The sequence below is a fragment of the Amycolatopsis iheyensis genome (assembly GCF_024703995.1).
Lineage (GTDB): Bacteria > Actinomycetota > Actinomycetes > Mycobacteriales > Pseudonocardiaceae > Amycolatopsis > Amycolatopsis iheyensis.
Genome location: NZ_JAMXQV010000034.1, coordinates 76,006 through 99,471, shown reverse-complemented (window position 1 = coordinate 99,471; position 23,466 = coordinate 76,006). Strand labels below are relative to the sequence as shown.

10 protein-coding genes are annotated in these 23,466 nt (G+C 72.4%); 3 read left to right on the top strand and 7 right to left on the bottom strand.

Features of this window, described 5'->3' with window-relative positions:
* Positions 1 to 11 precede the first annotated feature (11 nt).
* Both M8542_RS43185 and M8542_RS43180 read right to left on the bottom strand, forming a co-directional pair.
* Positions 12 to 1,262: a sensor histidine kinase gene (locus M8542_RS43185; RefSeq protein ID WP_257926191.1), complete on the bottom strand. Its 1,251-nt coding sequence runs from the start codon at positions 1,260 to 1,262 to the stop codon at positions 12 to 14.
* Positions 1,259 to 1,930 carry a response regulator transcription factor gene (locus M8542_RS43180; RefSeq protein ID WP_257926190.1) on the bottom strand — a complete coding sequence of 224 codons (672 nt, stop codon included), beginning with the start codon at positions 1,928 to 1,930 and terminating at the stop codon, positions 1,259 to 1,261. The genes M8542_RS43185 and M8542_RS43180 overlap by 4 nt, the downstream gene beginning before the upstream one ends.
* A gap of 56 nt (positions 1,931 to 1,986) precedes the next feature.
* Between M8542_RS43180 and M8542_RS43175 the strand changes: the two genes are divergently transcribed.
* The 3 genes from M8542_RS43175 to M8542_RS43165 are packed head-to-tail and all read left to right on the top strand — an operon-like array spanning position 1,987 to position 4,557.
* The gene (locus tag M8542_RS43175) at positions 1,987 to 3,240 is read left to right on the top strand and encodes an AfsR/SARP family transcriptional regulator (RefSeq protein ID WP_257926216.1); all 1,254 of its coding nucleotides are present in this window, start codon (positions 1,987 to 1,989) and stop codon (positions 3,238 to 3,240) included.
* Positions 3,237 to 3,869 (top strand): helix-turn-helix transcriptional regulator, encoded by a 633-nt coding sequence (locus tag M8542_RS43170; protein WP_257926189.1) that lies wholly within the window; start codon positions 3,237 to 3,239, stop codon positions 3,867 to 3,869. The genes M8542_RS43175 and M8542_RS43170 overlap by 4 nt, the downstream gene beginning before the upstream one ends.
* Positions 3,870 to 3,900: 31 nt before the next feature.
* Positions 3,901 to 4,557, top strand: coding sequence for a winged helix-turn-helix domain-containing protein (locus tag M8542_RS43165; protein ID WP_257926188.1), 657 nt, complete (start codon positions 3,901 to 3,903; stop codon positions 4,555 to 4,557).
* On the opposite strand, the gene M8542_RS43160 is transcribed toward M8542_RS43165, so the two are convergent.
* From M8542_RS43160 to M8542_RS43140, 5 genes are all read right to left on the bottom strand, one after another.
* Complete coding sequence (locus tag M8542_RS43160) at positions 4,558 to 5,316, bottom strand: hypothetical protein (RefSeq protein WP_257926187.1); 759 nt, start codon at positions 5,314 to 5,316, stop codon at positions 4,558 to 4,560.
* A 351-nt stretch (positions 5,317 to 5,667) separates the two neighbouring features.
* On the bottom strand, positions 5,668 to 6,714 hold the full coding sequence (locus M8542_RS43155; protein ID WP_308210333.1) for a Dyp-type peroxidase: 1,047 nt from the start codon (positions 6,712 to 6,714) through the stop codon (positions 5,668 to 5,670).
* The gene (locus M8542_RS50200) at positions 6,711 to 10,475 is read right to left on the bottom strand and encodes a S8 family peptidase (protein WP_276587905.1); all 3,765 of its coding nucleotides are present in this window, start codon (positions 10,473 to 10,475) and stop codon (positions 6,711 to 6,713) included. Before M8542_RS50200 ends, M8542_RS43155 begins: the two co-directional genes overlap by 4 nt.
* A gap of 31 nt (positions 10,476 to 10,506) precedes the next feature.
* Positions 10,507 to 11,004, bottom strand: a complete 498-nt coding sequence (locus M8542_RS43145) for a DUF4265 domain-containing protein (RefSeq protein WP_257926186.1) — start codon at positions 11,002 to 11,004, stop codon at positions 10,507 to 10,509.
* Between the two features lie 14 nt (positions 11,005 to 11,018).
* Positions 11,019 to 23,363: a DNRLRE domain-containing protein gene (locus M8542_RS43140; protein WP_257926185.1), complete on the bottom strand. Its 12,345-nt coding sequence runs from the start codon at positions 23,361 to 23,363 to the stop codon at positions 11,019 to 11,021.
* Positions 23,364 to 23,466: the final 103 nt, after the last annotated feature.

Below are 23,466 nucleotides of genomic sequence, written 5' to 3'. Positions count from 1 at the left end.
ACATCCGCAGGTCAGGCGGCTTCCGGCAGCTCCAGCTCGAAGATCGCGCCGCCTTCTTCGGCGTTGTAGACGCGCAGCCTGCCGCCGTGCGCGAGCGCGACCCACCGCACGATCGACAGCCCGAGCCCGCTCGACCCGCCGCCGCTGGAGAACCGGTCGAACGTCTCCTCCGCGACCGACGCGTCGATCCCCGGCCCGCTGTCCGCGACGGTCACCCGGCCGCCCGCGACGGTCACGTGCACGATCGCCTCGGCGCCGGGACGCCGTCCGTAGCGCAGCGCGTTGTCGAGCAGGTTGGCCACCGCGCGCTGGACCAGCGTCGGGTCCGCGGCGACCTTCGACGGCGCCGCGACCAGCGTCACCTGCGCGCTCCCGGCCGGGGTCTCCGCCACGACGCCCGCGACGAGCTGGTCCAGCCAGACCGGCTGGATGGCCAGCGACTCGACCCCGGCCGCCAGCCGCGCGCGCACGAGCAGGCCGTCGATGATGCCGCCCATCCGCGCGGCGAGCCGGACGGTCCGAGGCAGGAGTTCGTCGCTTTCGGCGGGGTTGCGCAACGCCGCCTCGGCCAACGCGCGCAGCGCCGCGACCGGCGTCCGCAGGTCGTGCGCGGTCTCGGCCAGCAGGACCTCCTGCTGCTCCAAAGCAGCAGTGGCGGGCCGGATGGCCCGCCCGGACAGCAGGTGCCCGGCCACGCCGATGGCGCCGACCAGCAGCACACATCCCCCGATGACCAGAAGTTTCATCCGATCGTGGGCGCCGAGAGCGTCGCGAGCGTCGGCGACCGCGACGATCGCGCCCGCGTCCTGGTTGTTCCGGTTGCGGAAGGGCTCGACGCCGACGCGGACCATCTCGCCCGCGGTGCCACTGCTGTAGCCGTTGAGCTCGGCCCCGTTCCGCACCGCCAGATCGGCGAAGGCCTGCAGCTGCCTGGTGTCGATCGGCACGCACGTCTGCCCGCTCGCGTAGGCCGGGAAACCACCCGCGCCGCTGGGCAGGATCACGAACTGCGGGCACTGCCGGTTCAGCTCGTCCTGGCCGACGTAGGTGGTGGTGACGGTGTCGCCCTCACCCATGATCAGCCGCTTGACCGACGCGGTGACGCGCCCGAGCTCGCCGTCCAGCCGGACTTCGCGCTGCTGCAGGTCCGCGCTCACGGCGAGCCAGGCGAACACGACCAGCCCGGCCGCGTTCAGCCCGGTGAACAGCCAGGTCAGCACCCAGCGCAGGCGGCGGAGACGGCCGGCGGCGGAGCCCTTCACCGGGCCGCCATCCGGTAGCCGCGCCCGCGGACGGTCTCGATCAGCTCGGGCTCGCGCAGCTTGAGCCGCAGCCGCCGGATCACGACGTCGACCACATTGGACATCGGATCGGTGCTCGTGTCCCAGCAGTGCTCGATCAGCTCGTCCCGGCCGACGGCCTGGTCCGGCCGCGAAAGCAGGTACTCCAGCACCGCGAACTCCTTGTCGCTCAGCGTGAGCAGCGTGCCGTCGCGGTGGACTTCCCGCCGGGCGCAGTCCATTTCGAGGTCCTCGTGCCGCAGCACGGACGGCCGCCCGGCGCCGGCGCGGCGGTGGAGCGCGTGGACGCGGGCGCTCATCTCGGCCACGGCGAACGGCTTGACCAGGTAGTCGTCCCCGCCGTGCTCGAATCCGGCCACCCGGTCGGCGAGGCTGTCGCGCGCGGTCAGGAACAGCACCGGGACCGCCCAGCCCGCCTGGCGACGCTCGTGCACGAAACCGATCGAATCGCCGTCGGGCAGCATCCGGTCGAAGACCGCGCAGTCGAACCCGCCCGCGGTCAGCGCCGTGGCGGCTTCGGCGAGGTCGCCCGCCTCGCGGACGCGCAGGCCGCTGCCGGAAAGCTCGGCGGCGATCGCGACGCGGAGGTCCTCGTCGTCCTCCACCACCAGCACGCGCGCGGCTGTCATCGGAACCTCAGGTACATGGCGCGATCGTAGGCACACACAGAGCAGGGGGTGTGAGCATGGTGCTCTTCCAGGTCCTGGGGCCACTCGAGGTGCGTGGCCGCGACGGCGTCACGGGGCGGCCGGCCGGCGGGAAACCCGCCACGGTGCTGGCCGTGCTGCTGGTGCAGCCTAACGCCTGGGTCGCGGTGGATCGGCTGATCGAAAACACTTGGCAGGAACAGGACGCGCCCGCGTCGGCCGAGGCGAACCTGAAGACCTACATGTGGCAGCTTCGGCGGCTCCTGCCCGAGTACGACGGCGGACCGCGCATCGAGGGCCGCGCAGGCGCCTACCGGCTGCGGGTCGGCCCGGGCGAGCTCGACGCCGACCACGCCGAAGCTCTGGCGCGCGAAGCGCGAGCGGCGCTGGCCGACGCGCCGGGGAGGGCTTTCACGCTGGTGAAGCAGGCTTTGCAGCTGTGGCGGGGCCGGCCATTCGAGGGACTGGACATCGTCGCGGACGAGGCCGTCGAACGGCTCGGTGAACTGCACCGGCGGCTGCGGGAGACGCTCGCCGACGCGCAGCTCGGCCTCGGGCGCACCGGCGACGCGGTGACCACCCTGCAGTCGCTCGCCGCGGACGACCCGCTGCGCGAGGACGTCTGGGCGCGGCTGATGCGGGCCCAGCACACCTTGGGACGTCCCGCGCAGGCCCTCACCACGTTCCACCGGGCCCGCCGGGTGCTCGCGGCCGAGCTGGGGGTTCGGCCGGGGCCCGAGCTGATGAAGGCGCTGCGCTCGGTCCACGGGGCGGCCGCGCCGGAGCGGCCGCGACGCGAGCTGCCGCGGGCGGTCGAGCCGCTGCTCGGACGCGACCGGGAACTCGCCGCGCTCGACCGGGCGCTGACCGGATCCGCGCCCGTCGCCGTCGTCTCCGGGCCGGCCGGTGCGGGCAAGACCGCGCTCGCGGTGTCCGCGGCGCACCGGGTCAGCGAGCGCTTCACCGACGGCCAGTTCTTCGTGGACCTGCACGGTGGCGAGGTCACCGTGGCCGCGGCGCTGGACCGGCTGCTGCGCGGCATCGGGTTCCCGCCGGCACTCATTCCGTCCGATGTGGATGAACGAGCCGCGCTGTGGCGCTCCGAGCTGGCCGGGCGGCGGGTGCTGCTGGTCTTCGACGACGCCGCCGACCTCGCGCAGGTCGCGTCGCTGCTGCCCGCGACCGGCCCCAGCGCCGCCCTGGTCACGACGCGGGCACGCGATTTCTCCCTCACCGGCGCCCGGGCCGTGCGGCTCGACCGGGCACCGGCTCCGCTGGAGCGTGTCGCGTGACCGCCACGGCAGTCCATTATGGACACGTTTCCGCGCTGGGCACCCGTACGGCGGCACGCGAAGTGCTGATCGCGACCGCGATGACGACCATCGCCGACCCGCTGCTGGCCTTCCGCGGCGCCGACCGCGAGAACCTCGATCGCGGCGTGCGCTACCGCCTGCTCGTGCCGGACCGGGCCAGGCTCACCCCGGAGATCGGCAGGCGGCTGGACGCGTTCACCCGCCACGGCGCCGAAATCCGCACGGTGGCGGCGGTGCCGATGGCCGCGGTCGTCGTCGACGGTGCGCTCGCGCTGCTGCCCGACGACCACCGCGGCGAGCTCACGGCGTTCCGCCTGCCGAGCGTGGTCACCACGGTGGTCGGGCTGTTCGACCGGCTCTGGCCGGCCGCCACCCCGCTCACCGGCGCGGCGCGCGGCGGGTGCGGACCGACCGGGCGGGAGCTGGATCTGCTGGCCCTGCTTTCGGACGGCTACACCGACGAGTCTGCGGCGGCCCGGCTGGGCATCTCGGTGCGGACGGTGCGCCGGATGGTGTCCGATCTGATGCACCGGCTCGGTGCGCGCAGCCGGTTCCAAGCCGGGGCCAAGGCGGAGGAGGCCGGCTGGCTGCTGGAGCTCACGGGGTGACGCTGCGGTCGCGCCACGCTACGGTCGGTGGGTGCGCGTGCTGGTCACCGAGGACGACGAAAATCTCCTGATCGCAGTGGAGCTGTCGCTGCGCGGCTCCGGCTTCGCGGTCGACGTGGCCTCGGACCTCCCGGACGCCGACGAAGCACTCAGTGTCAACGCCTACGACTGCGTCGTGCTCGACCGGATGCTGCCCGCCGGCGACTCCCTCGGCTACGTGAGCGGTCGCCGCCGGGACGGCTGGGACGTCCCGGTGCTGCTCCTGACCGCGCGTGACGCCGTCGCGGACCGGGTCGAGGGCCTGGCCTGGGCCGACGACTACCTGGTCAAACCCTTCGCGATGGCCGAACTGGTGCTGCGCGTGCGCAGCCTGTGCCGTCGCGGGGACGCCGGCCCCGCCCCGGTGCTGCGGTATCTCGACCTCGAGCTGGACACCGGACGCCACGAGGCGCGGCGTGGGGGCGTCCTGCTGACGTTGACCGGCAAGGAGTTCGCGGTCCTGCGGACGTTGCTGAGCGCGGCCGGGCAGCCGGTCCGGCGGCGCGAGCTGACCGACGCGGCCTGGGACGAACAGGTGGCGCCGACGTCCAACGTCCTGGAGGTGCTGATCGCTCAGCTGCGGCACAAGCTCGGCCCGCCACCGGTGATCCACACCGTCCGCGGTGTCGGGTACGTCCTGCGCGGCTGATCACTTCGTCGTCACGTCCAGCACGGCGGCCCCGGCGTTCACGCCCTTGAAGGTGATGACGATCTGACTGCCGTCGGGCCTGCCGATCGTGGCCGTCCCGCTCTCGCCGATGCTGATCGTGCTGCGGCCACCGCCCGGGAAAGCCGTACTCAGCGAGACCGTGCCGCCGGTGAACGTGGTGGCGAACCTCAGCTCGAAGACCGGGATCCGCGCCGATTTGGCGACCTTGACCTCGCACCGGCCGTCCCCGCAGGAGGCGTAGTTCTGCCCGTCCGCGGCCGGCGGCGGCACGGCCGGCGGAGCGGTCGTGGGCGCGCTGGTTTTCGGCGGAGTGCATCGCGGCGCCTGGGCGTAGGCGGTGTTCAGGACCGGATCGAACTCCGGCACCGGCAGCTTCGCGACCAGGTCGGCCGCCTGGCTCGCGCGGATCTGCAGCTCCGTGAGCGGCGTGCTGCCGGAAGTGGTGAGCTGATGGAAAGCAGTGAGCTGGGCCTTCGGCGAGGTCAGGGCGTCCCGCAGTGTCGTCCGCCAGGAATCGGTGGCCGGGGTGGCGACCGGTGGCAGGCCGGACAGCTGGTTTTCCAGCGCCTGCAGATCGACCAGCCGGGAGCCGACGTAGTTCCACGCCTCCATCCCGGTCCGGTCCGACGAAGTGCGCACGCGCTCGTACGCCGTCGAGCTCGACTTCTTGAGCTTCTCCAACGTCGTCCGCGCGCCACAGGCACCGTCGATCCAGGAGACGAGCTCCTGGATCGGCACGGAGCCGGCGCTCGGAACCGGGCTCGGGCTCGAACTCGGGGAGTCGGGCGATGGCGCGGCCGCGCACCCGGCGAGCGTCAGAACGACCGGAACCGTTACCCACCAAAGATTTCTCTTCATGGCTCCGAGCGTCGCAGCGATGCGCGCCCGGCACAGCCCCAATGGCAGCAAGCTGCCTCCGAAATACTCACCGGTTCAAGCCGCTCCTCTTGACCAGCGGGTTCGGGGTTCGAGTCCCTGATGGCGCACACCCACCACCCCAGGTCTGATTCTCTTCGGCCCGGGGTTTTGTGGGTTACAGAAGAATTTCGTCCGCTCGCCCACTGTCCACTGTGGTGTCAACCGGCCGGGTCAGGCCAGCATTGCCTGGCCGAGGTGGTCGTGCCCGTCGGCGCGGCCCGGCAGCACGAAGTAGTACCCGCCGCCGAACGGCAGGGTGTAGCGCTCCAGCGCTTCGCCCGCCAAGCGCTTCTGGATGGTCGCGAAACCAAGTTCGACGTCGCGCTGGAAGCAGATGAAGATGTGGCCCGCGCCGGTCCCCTCGTCGCCGAATGAGTAGCTGCGGCGCAGGATCCGGTGGGCGTCGCTGTCCGGGGTCCGCGGGTTCGCCCGGCGGATGTGGGCGTCCAGGGCGATCACCTCGCCGCGTGGGTCGCTCGCGTAGTCCGGGATCTCCGTTTCGGTCTCCCGGCCGAGCGGGGCGCCGCTGTCCTTCGCGCGGCCGAACACGCGCTCCTGGTCCGGCACCGGCTTCGAGTTCCACGTCGGCGTGGCCAGGCGGATCAGGCGCACCACCTGATAGCTGCCGCCGGCGCACCACGCGGGCTCGTCGTCACCGGGCCCGACCCACACCAGCCGGTCCATCAGCGCGGAGTCCGCCGCGTCCGGGTTGCCCGCGCCTTCGCGAAAGCCGAACAGGTTCCGGTTCTCCGCGTCCGGGTGGAACCCGGCCTGACGCCAGCGGGGCGCCAGGCCGGGGATCTTGGTGGCCGACACGCGTTCGAGCGGCTCGGCCGTCGCGGCGCTCGCCTGCACCAGCAGGTCCCCGTGGCACCAGGCGGGGTCCAGCACGTCGCTGCGGAACGACGGCATCGGCGTCAGCAGGCGGGGCCGTTCGAGCCCGAAGCGGCCGTCGAACAGCGACGCGCCCACCGCGACCGTCAGCGTGACGCCCGGCACCGGTTCGCTCAGGGCGCGCAGGACCGCGGCGAGGCCCTCCCGGTCGCGTGCGGTCACGTCGAACGCCGCCAGCTCCGTCCGCGGCGGGGCCGGCGTCACCACACCCGGCTGCCGCGGGCCGGCCGGGCGCTGCTGCGGCAGTGGCGCCGCCGCGGGGGCACACCCGGCCAGGCCGAGCGCGCCCACCGCGGCCAGGAACGCCCGCCTGCCGACGGTCACGGCTGCCTCGCCAGGCCCACCGCCAGTGAGCCCGTCGAGGCCGACCACGGCTCCACCAGCACCACGTACGTCCCGGCCACCGGCAACGCCGGCAGGTCGTACGGCGTCAGGTCCGTCCGCGGGGCCCGGTCCACCAGCTTGGTGCCGTCCGGCCGGAACACGGTCACGTTGAACGCCGTCTGCGGTGTCATCGTGTTGCTGCCGAACGTCAGCCGCAGCCGGTCGCCGCTCACGCCGGTGAAGGCGACCTGGCCGGCCTGCCCGGCCCGGCCCGCCGACACCGTCGCCGCCGCGCCGCCGACCGTGATCGTGCCCGCCACGGCGGGTTCGGACAGGGTCAGCGTGACCGTTCCCGTCGCGCTCCGCCGGGAGCCGAGCACCAGCTCGTAACGCCCGGCCGACGGCAACGGCGCGAACGTGTGGCTGCCCGGGCTGATCAGCGCCCCGTCCGTCTCGAACTGCGTGCCGTCCGGCTTGTTGAGCGCGACGTCGAACTCGGTGAAGCCCGTGGTCCCGCCGGTCGTCGCGAGGCCGAACCGCTGCCCGGCCGTGCCGTCCACGGTCGCCCGCGCGTGCTGGCCGGGCCGGGCGAGGGTGACCGGCTTGGCCGCGCCCGTGGTCGTGAGGGCGCCGGCCGCCACGTCCTCGGACAGCCAGACGGTGACCGGACCGGTGCCACCTTCGACCACGAGCTCGTGGCTGCCCGTCCGGGTCAGCGGGGCGAGGGACGCCCCGCCCGTGTGGCCGGTCACCGCCACCGGCGAGCTGTCCGGTCCCGTCACGGCCGCGTTCGGGTGCAGGCTCGTGCCGGTGTACCCGATGCCCAGCCGCTGTCCCGCCGTTCCGTCGAACCGCAGCCGAGCGCTCTGCCCCGGCCGGGACAACGTGACGGGGCTGCCCGCGCCGGTCGTCGTGACGACGCCACCGTCCACTTCGGACGACAACCAGAGCTTGCCGCTGCCCGTGTCGCCGAAGTAGAAGCCGGCGACGAGGCGGTACCGGCCGGCGGCGGTGGCCCGGAAGCGGATCGAGTGGGTGCCGAAGGGGAACTGCGTGGGGACGACCTTCACATTGTTCTGGTCGAACACGTCGACCGACAGGAGCTGGAACTCGGGCTGCTCGGTCACCCCGACGTCGTACCAGCCGCCCGCCGTGGCGTCGAAGCCGGCTTCGGCGAGCTGACCGGCCTTGGTCAGGGTGAACGGGTAGCCCTGCGCCGAGGTGTCGGTGCTGCCGGTGAGCTTGCGCGCCAGTTGCGCGGTGACGCTGCCCGTGCCGGCGCCGTCCGGGTCGACGAACAACGAGTACCGGCCGGTCGCCGCCAGCGTCGGCAGCGGCGCCGAGCGGGCGCTGCCAGCCGTGATGGCGCTCGGCCCGTTGTCCGGCTCCACCGTGGTCGCCCGCCCGGACGGGTCGGCCAGCCAGAGCCGCGCGTCGACGCCGAGCGAGTTCGCGGTCAGGCCGAAGCCGAGCCGGTCGCCCGCCGTGCCGTCGAAGCCGTACTTCAGCACCTTGCCGGCGGGGATGGCCGCGCCGACCGCCGCGCCTTCGACCGTGAGCGTTCCGCCGTCGACCACGTCGGACGCCCCGGCGACGGTGAAGGTGTAGGTCGTCGGCGCGGACAGCGCGCCGCCGTTGCCGGCGCGCACGGTGAGCGTCCGCACCCCGGCCGCCGTCGGGGTGATCCCGACCGAAACCTGGCCGGTGGCGGCCACTTCGGACGGCGACGCGTCGGTGTCGAGCTGGTAGACGTACTTCGTCACCGGCGCGGACCCGCCGGGTTTGAAGACAAAGGTGCCGGGCAGGCCGACGCCACCGTTCGCCTGCGCTTCGGCCGGGTAGCCGAACGAGGTCACCACCGGCGCGCCGGGCGGCGGCTGGTCGGCGACGAGGAAGTCGTACACGAACACGTCCGAGGGCTCGCCGACGCCGTTGAAGGCGCGCACGGTGAGCGTCCGGTGCCCGGCCGCCGGCGGGGTGACGGTGACCGTCGCGCGGCTGTCGGTGGCGGTGACCTCCTTGGCCGACGTCTCACCGTCGAGCTGGTAGGAGTACTTCGCGACCGGCACGGCGTCGCCCGGCGCGAAGGTGAACGTGCCCGGCACGCCGGCGCCGCCGTGCGGCAGGCTGTCGGAGGGGTAGGTCGCCGACGTGACCGCAGGCAGGCCCACCGGCGGTTCGGCCAGCACCAGGTCCCAGTGGGTCAACGTGCCTTCGTCGAAGCCGAAGTTGTCGGTCACGACCAGCTTCCACTCCCCGTTCGCGTCCACAGAGGACATTCCGGTGAGCGGGTAGGTCGCGTCGAGGCCGGCGGCCGCGTCGGTCCCGTCGGCCTCCTTGAGCACCTGCTCCAGGCCGTTGGGCGCGGTGATCTTCACCGACAGGTCGCCGCGGAACGGGTGTTCGGCCCGGACACGCACCCGCGCGGTGCCGGCGACCTTGCGCGGGCAGGCCGTCACCTGCAGCGTGCTGGTGACCGAGCCCTGGTCGGGCACCGGGCGGCGGGTGTCGTCGGCCAGCGCGCACACCGCGCGCGGCGGCACCCCGGTGTAGAGCAGCTTGTTCGGCGAGCCGGCGCCCAGGTCGGCCGCTTTGAGCACGCCGGTGGTGGCGCGGCCGAGCAGGGTGGTCGTCACCTCGGCGGGGGTCAGGTTCGGCGACTGGGAAAGCAGCAGCGCGACCGCGCCCGCCACGTGCGGGCTGGCCATCGACGTGCCGTGCAGCGTCACCGTCGCGGTGTCGGTGGCGTTGTGCGAGGACTTGACCGCCTCGCCCGGCGCGAAGAGGTCGAGACAGCTCCCGTAGTTCGACCCGAGGGTGACGCCGGGGGTGTCCTTCCACTCCCGGGCCCGCTCGTCGACCGGGTTGCTGGCCCCGACGGTGATCGCCTCGCGCAGCGCGGCCGGGCTGGCCTGGCAGGCGTCCCGGTTGTCGTTGCCCGCGGCGACGACGTAGGTGAGGCCCGCGGCGATCGAGTTCTTGATCGCCAGCTCCTCGGCGTCCGACTTGCCGCCGCCGAGACTCATGTTGACCACGGCCGGACGCTGCGCGTGCTGGGTCACCCAGTCGACCCCGGCGATGATCTGGCTGACCGAGCCGGTGTTCTCGCAGCTGAGCACCCGCACGGAGATGAGCTTGGCCTTCTTGGCCACGCCGTAGGTGGCGCCGCCGATCGTGCCGGCGACGTGCGTGCCGTGGCCGGCGGTGCTGCAGTCCTGCCCGTTCCAGCCGTCATTGATGGCGTCGAAGCCGACACTCGCGCGGCCCCCGAACTCGGCGTGCGAAGTGCGCACCCCGGTGTCCATGACATACACCGAAACCCCGGCGCCCGCGGCCTCGGCGTAGGTGTAGGTGTCGTCCAGGACGGTGCTGTGCTGGTCGACCCGGTCGAGGTTCCACGGCGGCGTGGTCTGGACCCCGGTGCCGCGCACGATCGTGTCGGCCTCGACGCGCTCGACCCGCGGGTCGGCGGCCAGCCGCTTGGCTTCCGCCTCGGAGGCGTGCACCGAGAAGCCGCTCAGCACCTTGCCGAAGGTCCGGCTGACCTTCCCGCCGTGCTTCCGGGTGAGCACCCCGGCCCCGGACGCGGCGGTGGTGCCGGGCTTCAGGGTGACGATGTAGCTCCCGTCGACGACCTGAGCGCCCGCGGGTGCGTGCACCTGCCCCTCTTGGGCGTGTGCTTCACCGCCGAAGACGCCGGCGAACACCGACACCGCAAAGCCGGCGACCAGCAGCCGTCTCCAGCCCGCCAACGCTCGCATTGCTCCCCCAGTCTCTCGCATCAGCCGGCGATCACGCGTCGGCCGTCGTCCGGAACGGTTCCCCGTCCGCCCATTCCCAGTACGCCGTTTGGTTCTCGATCTCTTCCCGGACCGCCATCCACACCGCCGAGGTGGCAGCGCCGTCGGGCACGTCGATGGCGACGTGCCGGTCGCCCTGCCACTCGGCCAGGAACCCGCCCTCGGCGATGGCGGTCCGCAGGCCTTCGCGCGCGTCACCGGGCGGCCGCGGCTCCGTGAAGAAGACCCGGAACACGCGCCGGCCGGACCGGGCGACCACCCGGCCGACGAACCGCTCGTCCGCCAGGGCGACCTGGTCCCCCAGCGCCATTCCGTAGGCGCAGAAGGGGATGCAGGCGACTTCGAAGACGCCGTCGGCCGACGGCTTCAGCCACACCTGCTCCTGCTGCCCCTCCAGCCCGAACGGGGCCAGGTCGACCAGCGCGATGTAGGCGGGCTCCGGCCGCCACACCGGATCCTCGTGCGTCACGTAGACGATCTCGTTCACCATGGCCGGCACCCTAGCTACGGGATCCATATCGGTGTCCCCACGGTCGCCTTCATGTTCGAGGGCCACCACGGCGGCGGCCACCAGCCGGAGTAACCCGGCGGCGGGTTCAGCGGAGCGACCCGGTCGCGCTTGGAGCTGTTGCAGAACGTGCAGATCGGAGTCGTGTTCGGGTCGGTCAGGTCGCCGCCCTTGCTCCTCGGGTAGACGTGGTCGACGGCGTTGGCGTTGTTCGTCCGGCAGTAGGAGCACAGCGGGATGTCCTTGGCCGGATCCGCCTGGGCGCCGATGTTGTAGTCCTTGCGCATCGACTTCGGGATGCCGTTGCCGGCGCCCGTGCCACCGCTGGACCCGCCCGGGATGTCGTAGATCGGTTCGCCGTTCGGGCCGCAGGCGTTGGGGTTCGGGCTGTTGATGTTGTGGACGAGAACCGGCGTCTGCCCGGCCACCACGTAGTAGGTGTGCAGCTCGTCGACCGTCAGGTTGTGCACCCGCTGCGCGGCCGTGCGCTGGGCCACCGCGGTGACCTTGACGAACGTGCCTGCCGACGTGCGCAGCAGATCGCCGGGCCGCAGGTCGCGCGCTTCCCGCCACTCCCCGGCCGCCACCACCCAGAACGGGTGGCCGTCGGTCGCGGTGAGCGCGCTGTCGCCGGTGCCGTCCCGGTCGGTGTCGATCGAGAGGTCGACCAGGTGCTTCAGCCCCTCACCGACGATGGTCGCGGTGACCACCCGCTCCTCGGTGCGCCCGGTGACCGGGTCGGTGGCCAGCACCTTGTCCCCGAGCTTCACCTCGGCGATCGGCTTGCTGGTCCCGTCGCCCATCCGCACCGGGGTTCCGGGGGTGAAGCTGTTCATCGGGCAGCTGTTGGCCGGCTTCGTGCCCATCGGGTCGACCAGCGCGTTGGGCTGGTTGCCGACGTAGCCGTACAGGTTGCTCCCGCCGTCGAACCCGATCGGGTCCTCGCTCAGGAACCGCTGCAGGCCGGGGCTGTAGTACCGGGCGCGGTTGTAGTACAGCCCGGTGCCGTCGTCCTCACGGCCGGTGTAGCGGAACGGGTTCCCGCCGTCGTCGCCCGAGACGTAGGTCCGCCCGAACGGCTCGTAGCTGTACGTGGCGCCCGCGCCGGCGTCGTCGACCAGGCCCAGCGTGCTGCCCAGTCCGTCACTGAGGTACCGGCGGGTGACGCCGCCGGACTCCCGCAGCTGGAACCCGTCCACCCCGGTGCTGGTCACGGTCGCGGTCGCGCCGCCGGCCACCTTCTCCTGCACCGGGTTGACCCCGTCGTAGAGGTAGCTGGTGGTGACGCCGTTGATCGTGCGGGACTGCCGCCGGCCATCCGCCCCGTAGGCGAAGGACGCCGTCAGGCCCGGCGCGGTCTGCGTCGCCAGCTGGCCGCGCGCGTTCCAGGTGAACGAAGCGGACCCGTCCGAGAGCAGGTTGCCGTCCGGGTCGTAGCTGACCGGCGTGGCGCCGATCGCGCGGATCCGGTTGGCCTTGTCGTAGACGGCCTGCCCGAACTGCTCGGGCAGCACCGAGCGGGAGTAGCTGCCGGTGGTCCGGATCGGCTGGCCCGCCGCGTCGTAGCCGTAGGCCAGGTCACCGAGCACGGTGGTGCCCGCCCGGTAGGTGATCGTCCTGGTCTGGCCCGCGTCGTCGTAGGCGTAGGTCTGGGAGATGCCGCCGCCCGGCGCGCCGACCCGTTCCGGCCGCCCGTTCCGGTCGCGGCCGATGGTGCTGACCGTGACGCCGTTCTGCCGCACCTCGGCCAGGTCGCCCACCGCGTCGTAGACGTGGCGCACCGGGGCCCGGCCCGGGATCGTCATCGTCCGGTCGCGCACGGTCGGGCTGTAGTCGTAGGAGACGCTGCCCGACGGGGTGGTCTCGGCCTTGATGCGGTCGAAGCCGTCGTACTCGGTCGTGGCGACCCCGGCCACCGAGTCCTCGGTCCGCTTGAGGCGTCCGGCGAGGTCGTAGCCGAACTTCGTGGTGCTTTCCGTGCCGAACCGGGTCTCCTGGCGCCGGTCCAGGTCGTCGTAGTCGTGTTCGGTGACGACGCCGCGCGGCGTCGTCCGCTTCTTCTCGTTGCCGTTCTCGTCGTACTTGACCTCTTCGAGGCCGCCCAGCGGGTCGGTGATCAGGTGCACCCGGTCCATCCGGTCGTACTCGAACACGGTCTGCCCGTCGCGGGCGTCGGTGACCTTGGTGCGGTTGCCGTTCGGGTCGTACTCGTACGACATCGTGCGGCCGAGCGGGTCGGTCGCCGAGGCCACCTCGTCCGCCGCCGTGTACGTCGTCTCCGTGACCGCTCCGCGGGGGTCGGCCGTCAGCACCGCGCGGCCCGCCGAGTCGAAGCCGGTGGTCGAAACCCGGCCGAGCTGGTCGGTGGTGCGGATCGGGTCCGCGCCGAGGTAGTCCGTCGTCGACGACTTGTCCGCCGGGTCGGTGACCTTGGTGACCAGCCCCTTCTCGTTGGTCACGTAGGTGGTCTTGCGGTTGAGCGGGTCGGTCACCGTCTGGACGACGCCGCGCGCGTCCAGCCCGTAGATCGTGTCCTTGTTGTAGGAGTCGGTGTGCTTGGTCAGCTCGCCGTGCGGGCCGTTGCGCTCGAACTTCTCCGTGCGGGCGTCCGCGGTGCCCGCCAGCACCGTCTGCTCCTTGACCTGGCCGTTCGCGTCGTAGACGTAGGAAGTCTTGCGGTTCAGCGGGTCCGTGCTCGATTTCAGCCGGACGCCGTCGGCTTCGTACTCGTTCGTCGTGGTCGCCGCCAGCGCCGTGCCGAAGGCCTTCGTGTCGGTGAGCACCGCTCCCGCCGCGTTGAAGGTGAACCGGCGGACGTGGCCGCGCGGGTCGGTGACCCGGGTTTCGACGATCGCGTCACCCGACTCGACGTAATCGAACTTCGTGACGCCGTCGTCGGCGGCCGTCTGCTGCTTCACCCGGCCCTTGGCGTCGTACTCGTTGAGCAGGAACCGGATGCCGCGGCCGTCGGTGATGGTCTTGAGCAGCCCGTTTTCCCACGTGTAGCGGCTGATTCCCCCACCGAGCCCGCGGACCGACTCCAGGTGGCCGGTCGGGTCGTAGGTGTAGGAGACGCGCCGGCCGAGGTTGTCCTCGATCGAGGCCACCCGGGGCGGGTTCGCCTCGTCGTAGGTGAAGCGCACCCAGCGGCCGCTCGGCGACGTGATCTGGGTGACCGGCCCGTTGGCGCGGACCTTGCCGTCGGTGCCCGGCGGCGCGGTCGCCCTGGTCAGGGTGGTCGTGTTGCCGAACTTGTCCCGGATCTCCTGCAGTGGCGCCTCTTCGCCGATCACCATCACCGTGCCGTCTCGCAGGGTGACGTCCCAGCCGCTGTCGACCCACCGCACGACCGAGCCGTCGAACCGGGTCGGCGTCGGGTCGGCCTTGAACACCGCGCCCGCGTAGTCCTTGCCCGGCGACGTCCGGCGGTAGTGGATCTTGCTGCCGTCCGGCTGCACCAGGTCGAACTCCTGGAACGTGAACTGCCCGATGATCCCCGGCGACCAGGGGTAGAGCCCGTAGTTGAAGCTCGTGCCGACGCCGAACGCGCGGATGTCGGTGTCGCCCTGCTGGTAGGTCCGCTTGATCTCGATCGGCGCGATGTCGTCGACGACCATGTCGACCGTCTCGTCGACGAGCAAGCCGGTCGACGGGTCCACCGGGTCTCCGACCCGGGCGCCGTTGGGCCGGGGCGCGAACCGCGGCGGGTTCATGCCCGGGACCGCGGTCATCGCGCCGGTCAGCCGGTAGAAGCGGACGCTCGGGTCGGGGACGATCTGCTTGCCGTCCGGGGACACCGTGCCGTAGCCGTAGATGTGCCAGCCCTTGCCGTCCGGGTCGTAGTTCCAGAACTGGGTGCGGGTGCCCGGCGGCTCCTTCGTGTAGTTCGGGTAGACGATCGTGGCGCCCTCGGGGAACAGGTAGCCGCCGCCCGGCTGGACGGTGAAGTACACCGGGACCTTCGTCGGCGGCAGCGGGAACGGCGGCCGGTCGATCGGGATCGGGGTCAGGCTCAGCTCGGTGGCCACGTTGCCGTCGGCGTCGCGGACCACCGTGCCCGCCGGGAGCCGCACCTCGAGGCCGGGGATGGCCTTCGTGGTCAGCACGGTCTCCTTGGTGGTCGGGCTCGGGACCCGCACGGTGGCGGCCGCGTCGATCTCCGGCAGGAACACGGTGTACGGCAGCACCAGCATCTGACCGCCCTGCAGGTCGACGCCGATGTCGAACGCGCCGAACGGGCGCCCGCCGGTGTTGACCGCGGTGCGGCCGTCCACGCGCAGCACGACGTGGCCGGCGGCCAGGTCGGTCAGCGCGAACTTCCCCTGCTCGTCGGTGGGCACGTGGTGGCCGGCCGCGCTGACCGTCACGCCGGTCAGCACCTGCCCGGTGGTGGACCGGACCTGCCCGACCACGCCGGTGAAGCCGACCGGGAACTGCAGCGGCCGGTCCCGGACGGGCTGCGGGTCGTAGCGGGTGCTCCAGTCCGCGCCGGCGAGGTTGGCGCTGTCGGGCTGCCAGCCGCCGGACGGCGTGCAGTCGGACGGCGCCGGCACGGGCTTCGGCACGGGCGGCGCCTCGGGGGCGCCCAGGCCGCGCGCCGGCTTGCCCACCGGAGGCGGCGGGTCTGCCGGGACGCACTTCGGCGTCACCGGCTTCGGTGGCTCGGCCGGGGCCCGGCCCGCGACCACGGCCGCCGCGGTGGCCGGCTTGGAGATCGCCACGGTCATCGTGCCCGTGACGCCGCCCGCCGGGTCGAACACCAGCGTGTACGTGCCGGTCTGCTTGAGCGCCGCCATCTTGAAGCGGTCGAACGACATGAACGAGTGCCGCGGCGAGACCGTCCCGTCCGGGGCGATCAGGCTGTAGTAGGCGCCCGTGTTGTTCGGGAACGTGCGGGTGATGTCGAGCTGCAGCACGTCGTTGGCCGTGCCGTCGAAGGTCAGCTTCCCGTTCTGACCGGGCCGCGCGATGGTGATCGTCTTCGCCGCGCCGCCGATGTCGGCCTTGCCGCCGTCGGCCTCGCCGAACAGCGCGACCGTGAGGTCGCCGGCGACCGGGATGCTGCCGTCGTCGATCGGCTCCAGCAGGACCCGGTACTCACCCGCCACCGGCAGCGCGATCAGGTCGAGCCCGGTGGGGCCGCCGGCCAGGTACTGCGCGGAGTAGAAGTCGAGCTGGTTGCCGTCCGGCTTGAGGATCTTCAGCTTCGAGAACGGGATGTTCGCCGACGCCAGCCCGAGGGTGAGCCGCTGCCCGGCCTGGCCGGTGAACTTCGCGGCGATCGTCTGCCCCGGCACGGTGATCGACACCGCTCGCGCGGGCGCGTCGAGCGTCAGCGCGCCGAGGTCCTGCGGCTCGGACGCGGCGATCGTCACGTCGCCGGTGGTGGCGAAGCCCGGATCGAGGTGGATCCGGTACCTGCCCGTCTCCGGCAGCGCCGCGATGTCGAGCGTGTTCTGGAAGGTGCTGGCCACCAGCTTGCCGCCGGTCGGCTGGTAGACCCGCATGGTCAGGTTGCCCGGCAGGCTCTTGGCCCGGGCGAACAGCCGCAGCGGCTTGTCCTTGACCCCGTCGTAGTCGAACCAGTACTCGCGGCCCGGCCGGTCGAAGGTGACCTTGGTCTGGGCGTTGACCGGCAGGGTGCCGCCTTCGACACCCGAGGTCAGCCAGCCCTTGCCGGTGCCGACCGCCTCCCAGCCGCTCATGAACAGGTCGTGTTCGCCGTCCTTGCGGATCGGCAGCGGCTTGATCTCCAGCGTGCCGTTGCGCAGCTCGACCTGGTTGCCGTCCGGCTCCACCATGATCCCGCCCGGGTAGCCGGGGCGGCCGTTCTCCCGGAGCGTGTTTTCGGTGATGGCGAAGCGCAGCGGCTTGTTCTTCACGCCGGTGAACGGCATGTGCACGGACTGGCCGGGACGGTTGATCTTCATCTGCGTGCCGGGCCCGTCGACGGCGAGCCTGCCCGCCTCGATGACGCCGGACAGCCACACCTTGCCCGCGCCGAGTTCGCCGGCGCCGAAGGTCACCCCCACCTTGAACGTGCCGGTCTGCTTGGCCTTGAACACCATGGTCGGGGTGTATTCGGTGAGCGAGGCCTTCCAGGTGTGGAACTCCCGGCCGTCCGGCTCGGTGACCAGCACGTCGAAGGTGTTGGCGGGCATGCTCAGGTCGGTCAGGCCGAAGCTGAGCCACTCACCCGCGGTGGCGGTGAACGGGATCTCCGCGCGCTGGCCGGCGACCGACACGGTGAACGGCACCCCGGTGCCGTCGCGGGTCAGCTTGTCGCCGGTGAGGTCGTGCGACGCGGTGACCCGGACCTTGCCGGCCGCGTTGTCGTCCGGCGCCACCACGATCGTGTAGGTGCCGTTCGCGCCGAACACCGGGATGTCCTGGCGCAGCGTGCTGCCCGCCCACAGGTCGAGTGGGTCGCCCATGGTGCGGCGGGCGAAGTCGCCGCCGTGCGGGGTGAACATCCACATGGCCGAGCGGACCGGCACCGTGTTGTTCTCCAGGTCCAGGTGCAGCCGCTCGCCGACCTTGCCCTCGACCAGGACGACCGCGGCCTTGCCCGCGGGGATGTCGAGGTCCAGCGGCCGGCCGAGCTCGATGCGGCCGCCATAGACGAGCTGGTCGATGACGAACCCGCGCGGGGCGATCAGGAAGTCGCCCGCGCTCGTGGCCTGGCCGCCGGGCGTGCGCACGGAGATCCGGCCGGAGCTCGCCGCGGCCGGGACCTCGACGACCAGCTTGCCCGGGTCGGCCTGCTTCACGCGGGCGGTGGTCTGGTGGAACAGCACCACGTTGCGCGTGGGGTCCGGGTCGAACCCGGTCCCGGTGATGGTGACCGTGTCGCCGGAGTCGGCGCGGTCGGCCGAGACCGCCGAGATGGCCGGCGCCGGCACGCCCCGCGTCACCGTGAACGGGCTGCGGCTGGTGGCCGTCCTGCCGCCCGCGACGACCTTCACCGCACCCGCACCGGTCCCGGCCGGGACGACGACCGACAGCCGATTGGCGCTGGCCGCGGTGACCTGCGCGGGAACGCCGTCGAAGGTCACCTGGTTGCCGGTGGCCTGCACGGAAAAGCCGGTTCCGCCGATTTCGACCGTGCTGCCGATCGGACCGCGCGCGGGAACCACCGCGAAGATCGAGGCGGTGTCCGCGCGGTACCGGTCGGTCGCCTCGAGGTTGCCCGCCGCGTCGTAGCGGTAGGCGGCGGCTTCGCCGGAGTTGTTGGTAACCCCGGCCAGCTGGCCGGCGGCGTCGTAGAAGTAGTCGCGCGGCCCGGCCGGCGCGCCCACCGCGAAGGTGTACTTCGCCGGCGCGGAAAGCACGCCGGAGGAGGTGACCTTGGCCCACACCGTCAGCGTGCGGCGGCCGGAGCGGACCGGGGTGAGCGACAGCGTCGCCGTGCCGGTGCCCGCCGCGACCTCGGTGGGCGCGGCGTCGGTGTCCAGCTGGTACCGGAACGCGTCGGCCGCGACGGCGCCCTGCGACCGCAGGGTGAACGAGCCGGCCTGGGCGAGGCTGCCATGCAGCTGGCCGTCCGCCGGGTAGTCGGTCGAGCTGACGGTCGGCAGATCCGGCGTCGGGGCCGCGCCCGCCACCGCGAAGGTGTAGACGGCCGGGGCCGACGCGGCGCCCGCGCCGCCGAGCGCCCACACGGTCAGCGTGTGGGTGCCCCCGGTCGGCGGCGTGATCCGCGCGGTGACCTCGCCGCTGCCCGGCACGTCCGTGGTCGCGCCGTCGTCGAGCTGCCAGCGGAACCCGGAAACCGGTGTCGTCCCGGACGGCCGGAACGTGAACGCGCCTTCCTGACCGGCGTCACCGTGCGGACGGCCGTCGTTCGGGTAGTCCACGGAGGACACGCCGGGCGCGTCGGGTGCGGCGAGCTGGGCCACCTCGAAGACGTAGTCCGTCGGCGCCGAGACCGCGCCCGCGGTGGTGAACGTGCGGACGGTCAGCGTCTGCGTCCCCGCGGTGACCGGGGTGACCTTGACCAGCGCCTTGCCGGCACCGGCCACCTCCGCGGCCGGACCGCCGTTGAGCTGCCAGCGGTAGCCGGCGATCGCGGTCGAGCCGGTCGGGCGGAAGGTGAACGTGCCTTCCCGGCCGGGCGCGCCGTGAGGGGCGCCGCCGGCGGGGTAGTCCGCCGAAACGACCTGGGGCGCGCCGGGCCCGCCCGGCGGGTCGGCGACGACGAAGGTGAAGGTGGTGACCGGCGACACGGTGTTCTCGGCGCCGAGCGCCCGGACGGTCAGCTTGTGCTGCCCCGGCGTCGCCGGAGTGGCCTTGACCAGCACCTCGCCGGTGCCGGCGACGTCGGCCGGGCCGCCGTCGTCAAGCTGCCAGCGGTAGCCGGTGACCGGCACCGCGCTGCCCGGCTTGAGGAGGAACGTGCCCTCCCGGCCGGGCGCGCCGTGCGGCTGCCCATCGGCCGGGTAGTCCGCCGACGACACGACCGGCGCGGCGGGCGGCTGCGCGGGCTGGGCGACGACGAAGGTGTAGGCCGACGGCGGCGACACCAGGCCGCCGGCGGTGACCGCGCGGACGGTGAGCGTGCGAGCGCCCGCCGAACCCGGCGTGAGGGTGACCGAGAGCTGGCCGGTGGCGGGCGTTTCGGTCGGCTGCGTGTCCGTGTCGAGCTGGTACACGAACTTCGCGATCGGCACGGTGTCACCCGGGCGCAGGACGAACGCGCCCGGCCGGCCGGCGCCGCCGTGCGGCTGGCCGTCGTCCGGGTAGTCGGCGGAGGTCACCACCGGCGCCGCGGGCGGGACCGGTGCGGGAGTGCCGGGGCCGGCCGCGAAGATGCTCGGGCGAGGGACCTCGGCGCCGACCGCGAAGTGGCCGTGCCACTGGACGCCCGTGCCGAAGCGGGCGCCGTCCGAGGGCGCGACGAACACCTTCGCCGTCGTGCCGCGGGTGAAGGAGACGATGTCGAACTTGCCGTCGCCGGTGAAGTCGCCGACGCCGGGCAGCTCGTCACCGGGCGCGAAGCTCGCGTGCCACTGCCGGGCGGCGCCGAACGCCGCACCGGTCGACGTCGCCACGGTGACCTGGCCGCCGGTGAAGGCGACGACGTCGTCCTTGCCGTCCCCGTCGACGTCGGCGACCGCACCGCGAGCGGCGTCGGGCGCGAAGCTGTCGTGCCACTTGGCCGCGGACGGCGTGAACTTGGCGCCGTCGGACAGCGCGACGAACACGTCGGCCGCGTCGCCGCCGGTGAAGGAGACGATGTCGTCCTTGCCGTCGCCGTTCACGTCGCCGGCCGCGGGCATGGCGGTGCCGGCGGCGAAGGAATCGTGCCACTTGACCGGGTTGGCGGCGAACTTCGTGCCGTCGGAGAGAGCGACCCAGACGTCGGCGTCGGTGCCGCGGGTGAAGGACGCGATGTCGTCGCGGCCGTCGCCGTCGAAGTCACCGACCAGCGGGATCTCTTCCCCGGTCGCGAAGTGGGCCTGCCACTTCACCGGCGTCGGCGCGAACTTCGTGCCGTCGGACAACGCGACCCAGACCGCTGCGTCCGTGCCACGGGTGAACGTGGCGATGTCGGCCTTGCCGTCGCCGTCGAAGTCACCCGTCAGCGGGATTTCGGTCGATCCGGCGAACAGCTCGTGCCACTTCGCGCCGTCCTGGACGAACTTCGTGCCGTCGGACAGCGAGACGTAGACGTCCCCGGTGTCCGCGCGGGTGAACGTGACGACGTCGTCCTTGCCGTCGCCGTTGAAGTCGCTCTTGACCTTCTTGTGCCGCGGCGCGTCGGCGACCACGAACGTGTAGGTGGTCGCGGCCGAGGAATAGCCGGTGGCGGTGAGCGCGCGGACGGTGAGCTTGCGGGTGCCGGACGCGGCGGGAGTCAGGGTGAGGTTGAGCTGGCCGGTCGCCGCCACCTCCGTCGGCTGCGCGTCGGAGTCGAGCTGGTAGGTGAACTTGCTGATCGCGACGCCGTTGCCCGGCTTCAGGGTGAAGACGCCGGGCCGGCCGGCCGCGCCGTGGGGCTGCCCGTCGGCCGGGTAGTCCACAGAGGACACCACCGGCGCGGCGGGCTGGGCGGGCGGCGAGCCGAGGTAGGAGACGGCGAGCGACGGGCGCAGCATCGGCTCCGAAGCCTCGTCGGAGAGGAACAGCACGCGCTGCTGAGCACCGGCCTCGTCGCGCAGCTTCACCTCGAAGCCGTTGTTGGCCGAGGGGGTGTTGACCCAGTTCTGCACCATCCCGGCGTTTTCCCAGATGTGCCAGGTCGGCCGGTCGGGGAGGCCGGAGACGAAGTCCGCGCGAGTGCCGATGTCACCACCGGGTGTGGTCCACGCCGTCGCCGCCGAAGCCCGGTTCCAGGTGGCCTCGGTCTCCACGAACGGCTTGGCGAGCGGGTGCCCGTCGAAGGTCGCGCCCGAGCCGTTGGAGTAGAAGCCCCACAGCGACAGGTCGGCGTCCACGACGGTGGTGCCGGGCGGGATCGCGGAGACGCCGTCGAACTTGACGACCGTCCGGGTCTTGCCGAGGGTGGCGCCGTTGTTGCCGACCTGCAGCCACGGCTGGCCGGTCAGGCTGTTGAGGTTCGCGTTCGGCTGGGTGGCCGAAAGGGTGGTGTCCGCGCCGGCGCGGAAGATCTGCCGGACCTGGCCCGCCTTCGGCGTCCGGGTCAGCTGGGTCGCGCCGGGGATGACCTGGCCGTCGCGGGTCTTGACGGCGATCATGTAGTAGGCGGCGTTCCAGCCGAGGTCGGGCGCGCTGTCCGGGGTGACCGGGGCGGTCGTGTCGACGAACCGGCTCGCCTGGGGAGCCAGCGAAGTGACCAAAGTGGACGCCGACGGCGTGTACACCTGCGAAACCGACCGGTGCACCTGGTACTCGACGATGTCGTCGTTCGGGCTGGCCGGGTCCGGGTCGGTGTAGGGCGACCAGGCCAGTTCGGCGCCGGTCGCGTAGGTCTTGGTGATCGGCGCCAGCGTGGCGCCGGGGCGGCCGTAGGTCAGGAGCAGCTTCGGGAACGTCTCGGTGTCGCCGTTGTAGGCGAAGTCGCCGGCCAGGTAGATCGCGCCGCCGCGGCCCAGCGTCTCGTCGGTGGACTTGAGCAGCAGGCCCTGGTTCGCGGTGGTGCCGGAAACCCAGGACTGCGCGATGTTGCGGACGTCCCACTCCGACCAGGTGTTCGTCACGCCCTTGCGCTTGACCGCGGGGGACAACCCGGCTTCGGCGAACGCGCCGGCGGCGTTGTTCCAGGTGGCGGTGCTCGCGTTCCAGGCGGCGGTGACCCGGCGGGCTTCGACCGTGACGTCGTTGACGCCGGTGTAGAGCTCGTTGTCGTAGTACGCGCGCAGCTTCGCCGAGGTGAGACTGGTGCCCGTCGGCACGACGGTCGTGTCGAACGCGACCAGGCTGCGGGCCACGCCCGCGGTGTCGGTGCCGACGGAAAGCTGGTAGAGCCCGGAGTCGTTGCCGTTGGGTGCATCCGACCACAGCTGGACGTCCTGGCCGCCGTTCGACGACGTCTCGACCTTGATGGTCGGGTCGATCACGACCGGGTAGGCGCGCTCCGGCGCGGCCAGCCACCCGCGGTCGGCCTCGACCACCACGGTGATCTTGTCGCCCCGCTGCTCGACGCGCTGGGTCACCTTGTCGCTGCGCGACTTCCCGTGCACGGACTTGGTTCCGGGCGCGGAGTCCACCATGAACGGCTTGGGCATCACGTACAGCGGCGGGCCGTCGGAGGTGGCCGGGAAGAAGGCGATGGACCCGTCCGGCTGGGCCCGCGCGACCACCCCGGCCAGCCGCAGGGTGAACCGGTACGTCGCGTCCTTCGGCGGCGCGGCGAGGACGATGTTTTCCTTGAGCGCGCCGGGGGTCACCTGGTAGCCGACCTCGGCGCCGTCGAACGCGCCGGAGTAGCTGACCGAGTTCCGCTCGACCTTCGGCTCGATCCCGCGGGCGGGCCCGTCAATCCCCAGCTCGACCTGCGTGCCGCCGAGGGCGAAGCTCGTCAGGCGGTCGGTGCGGTTGCCGAACCGGCTGGCGAAAGCGTTGGTGTCATTGGCGAAGACGTACCCGTCGCGCGCGTTCTCGCGCACGGTCGTGTCGATCGGCTGCCAGGCGCCTTGGCCGTCACGGTAGTTCTGGGCGCGCGCGGAGACCTCGGCTTCGTACTGGCCGTCGGACAGTTCGAAGACCCGCGCCCCGGCGGTGCGCCGGTCGGGCAGCTCGCGCACGCGTTTCGGCGGGCCGGGGTCCTTCGCGGCCGCCGTGCCCGGTGCGGGCCCGGACGTGCCGAACGGCGAAGATCCGGGCAGACCGACGCACACGAGCGCCAGCACCAGTGCCAGGACGACGATTCTGGACAGCACGAAAAAACGACGCGACTCGCGCACCGATCCCCCCACATCATGGACCGGCGGCCACCTTCCCCCAGGCGAAGAAGCCTTGCCGATCTTCCCGGGAAGATCGTAG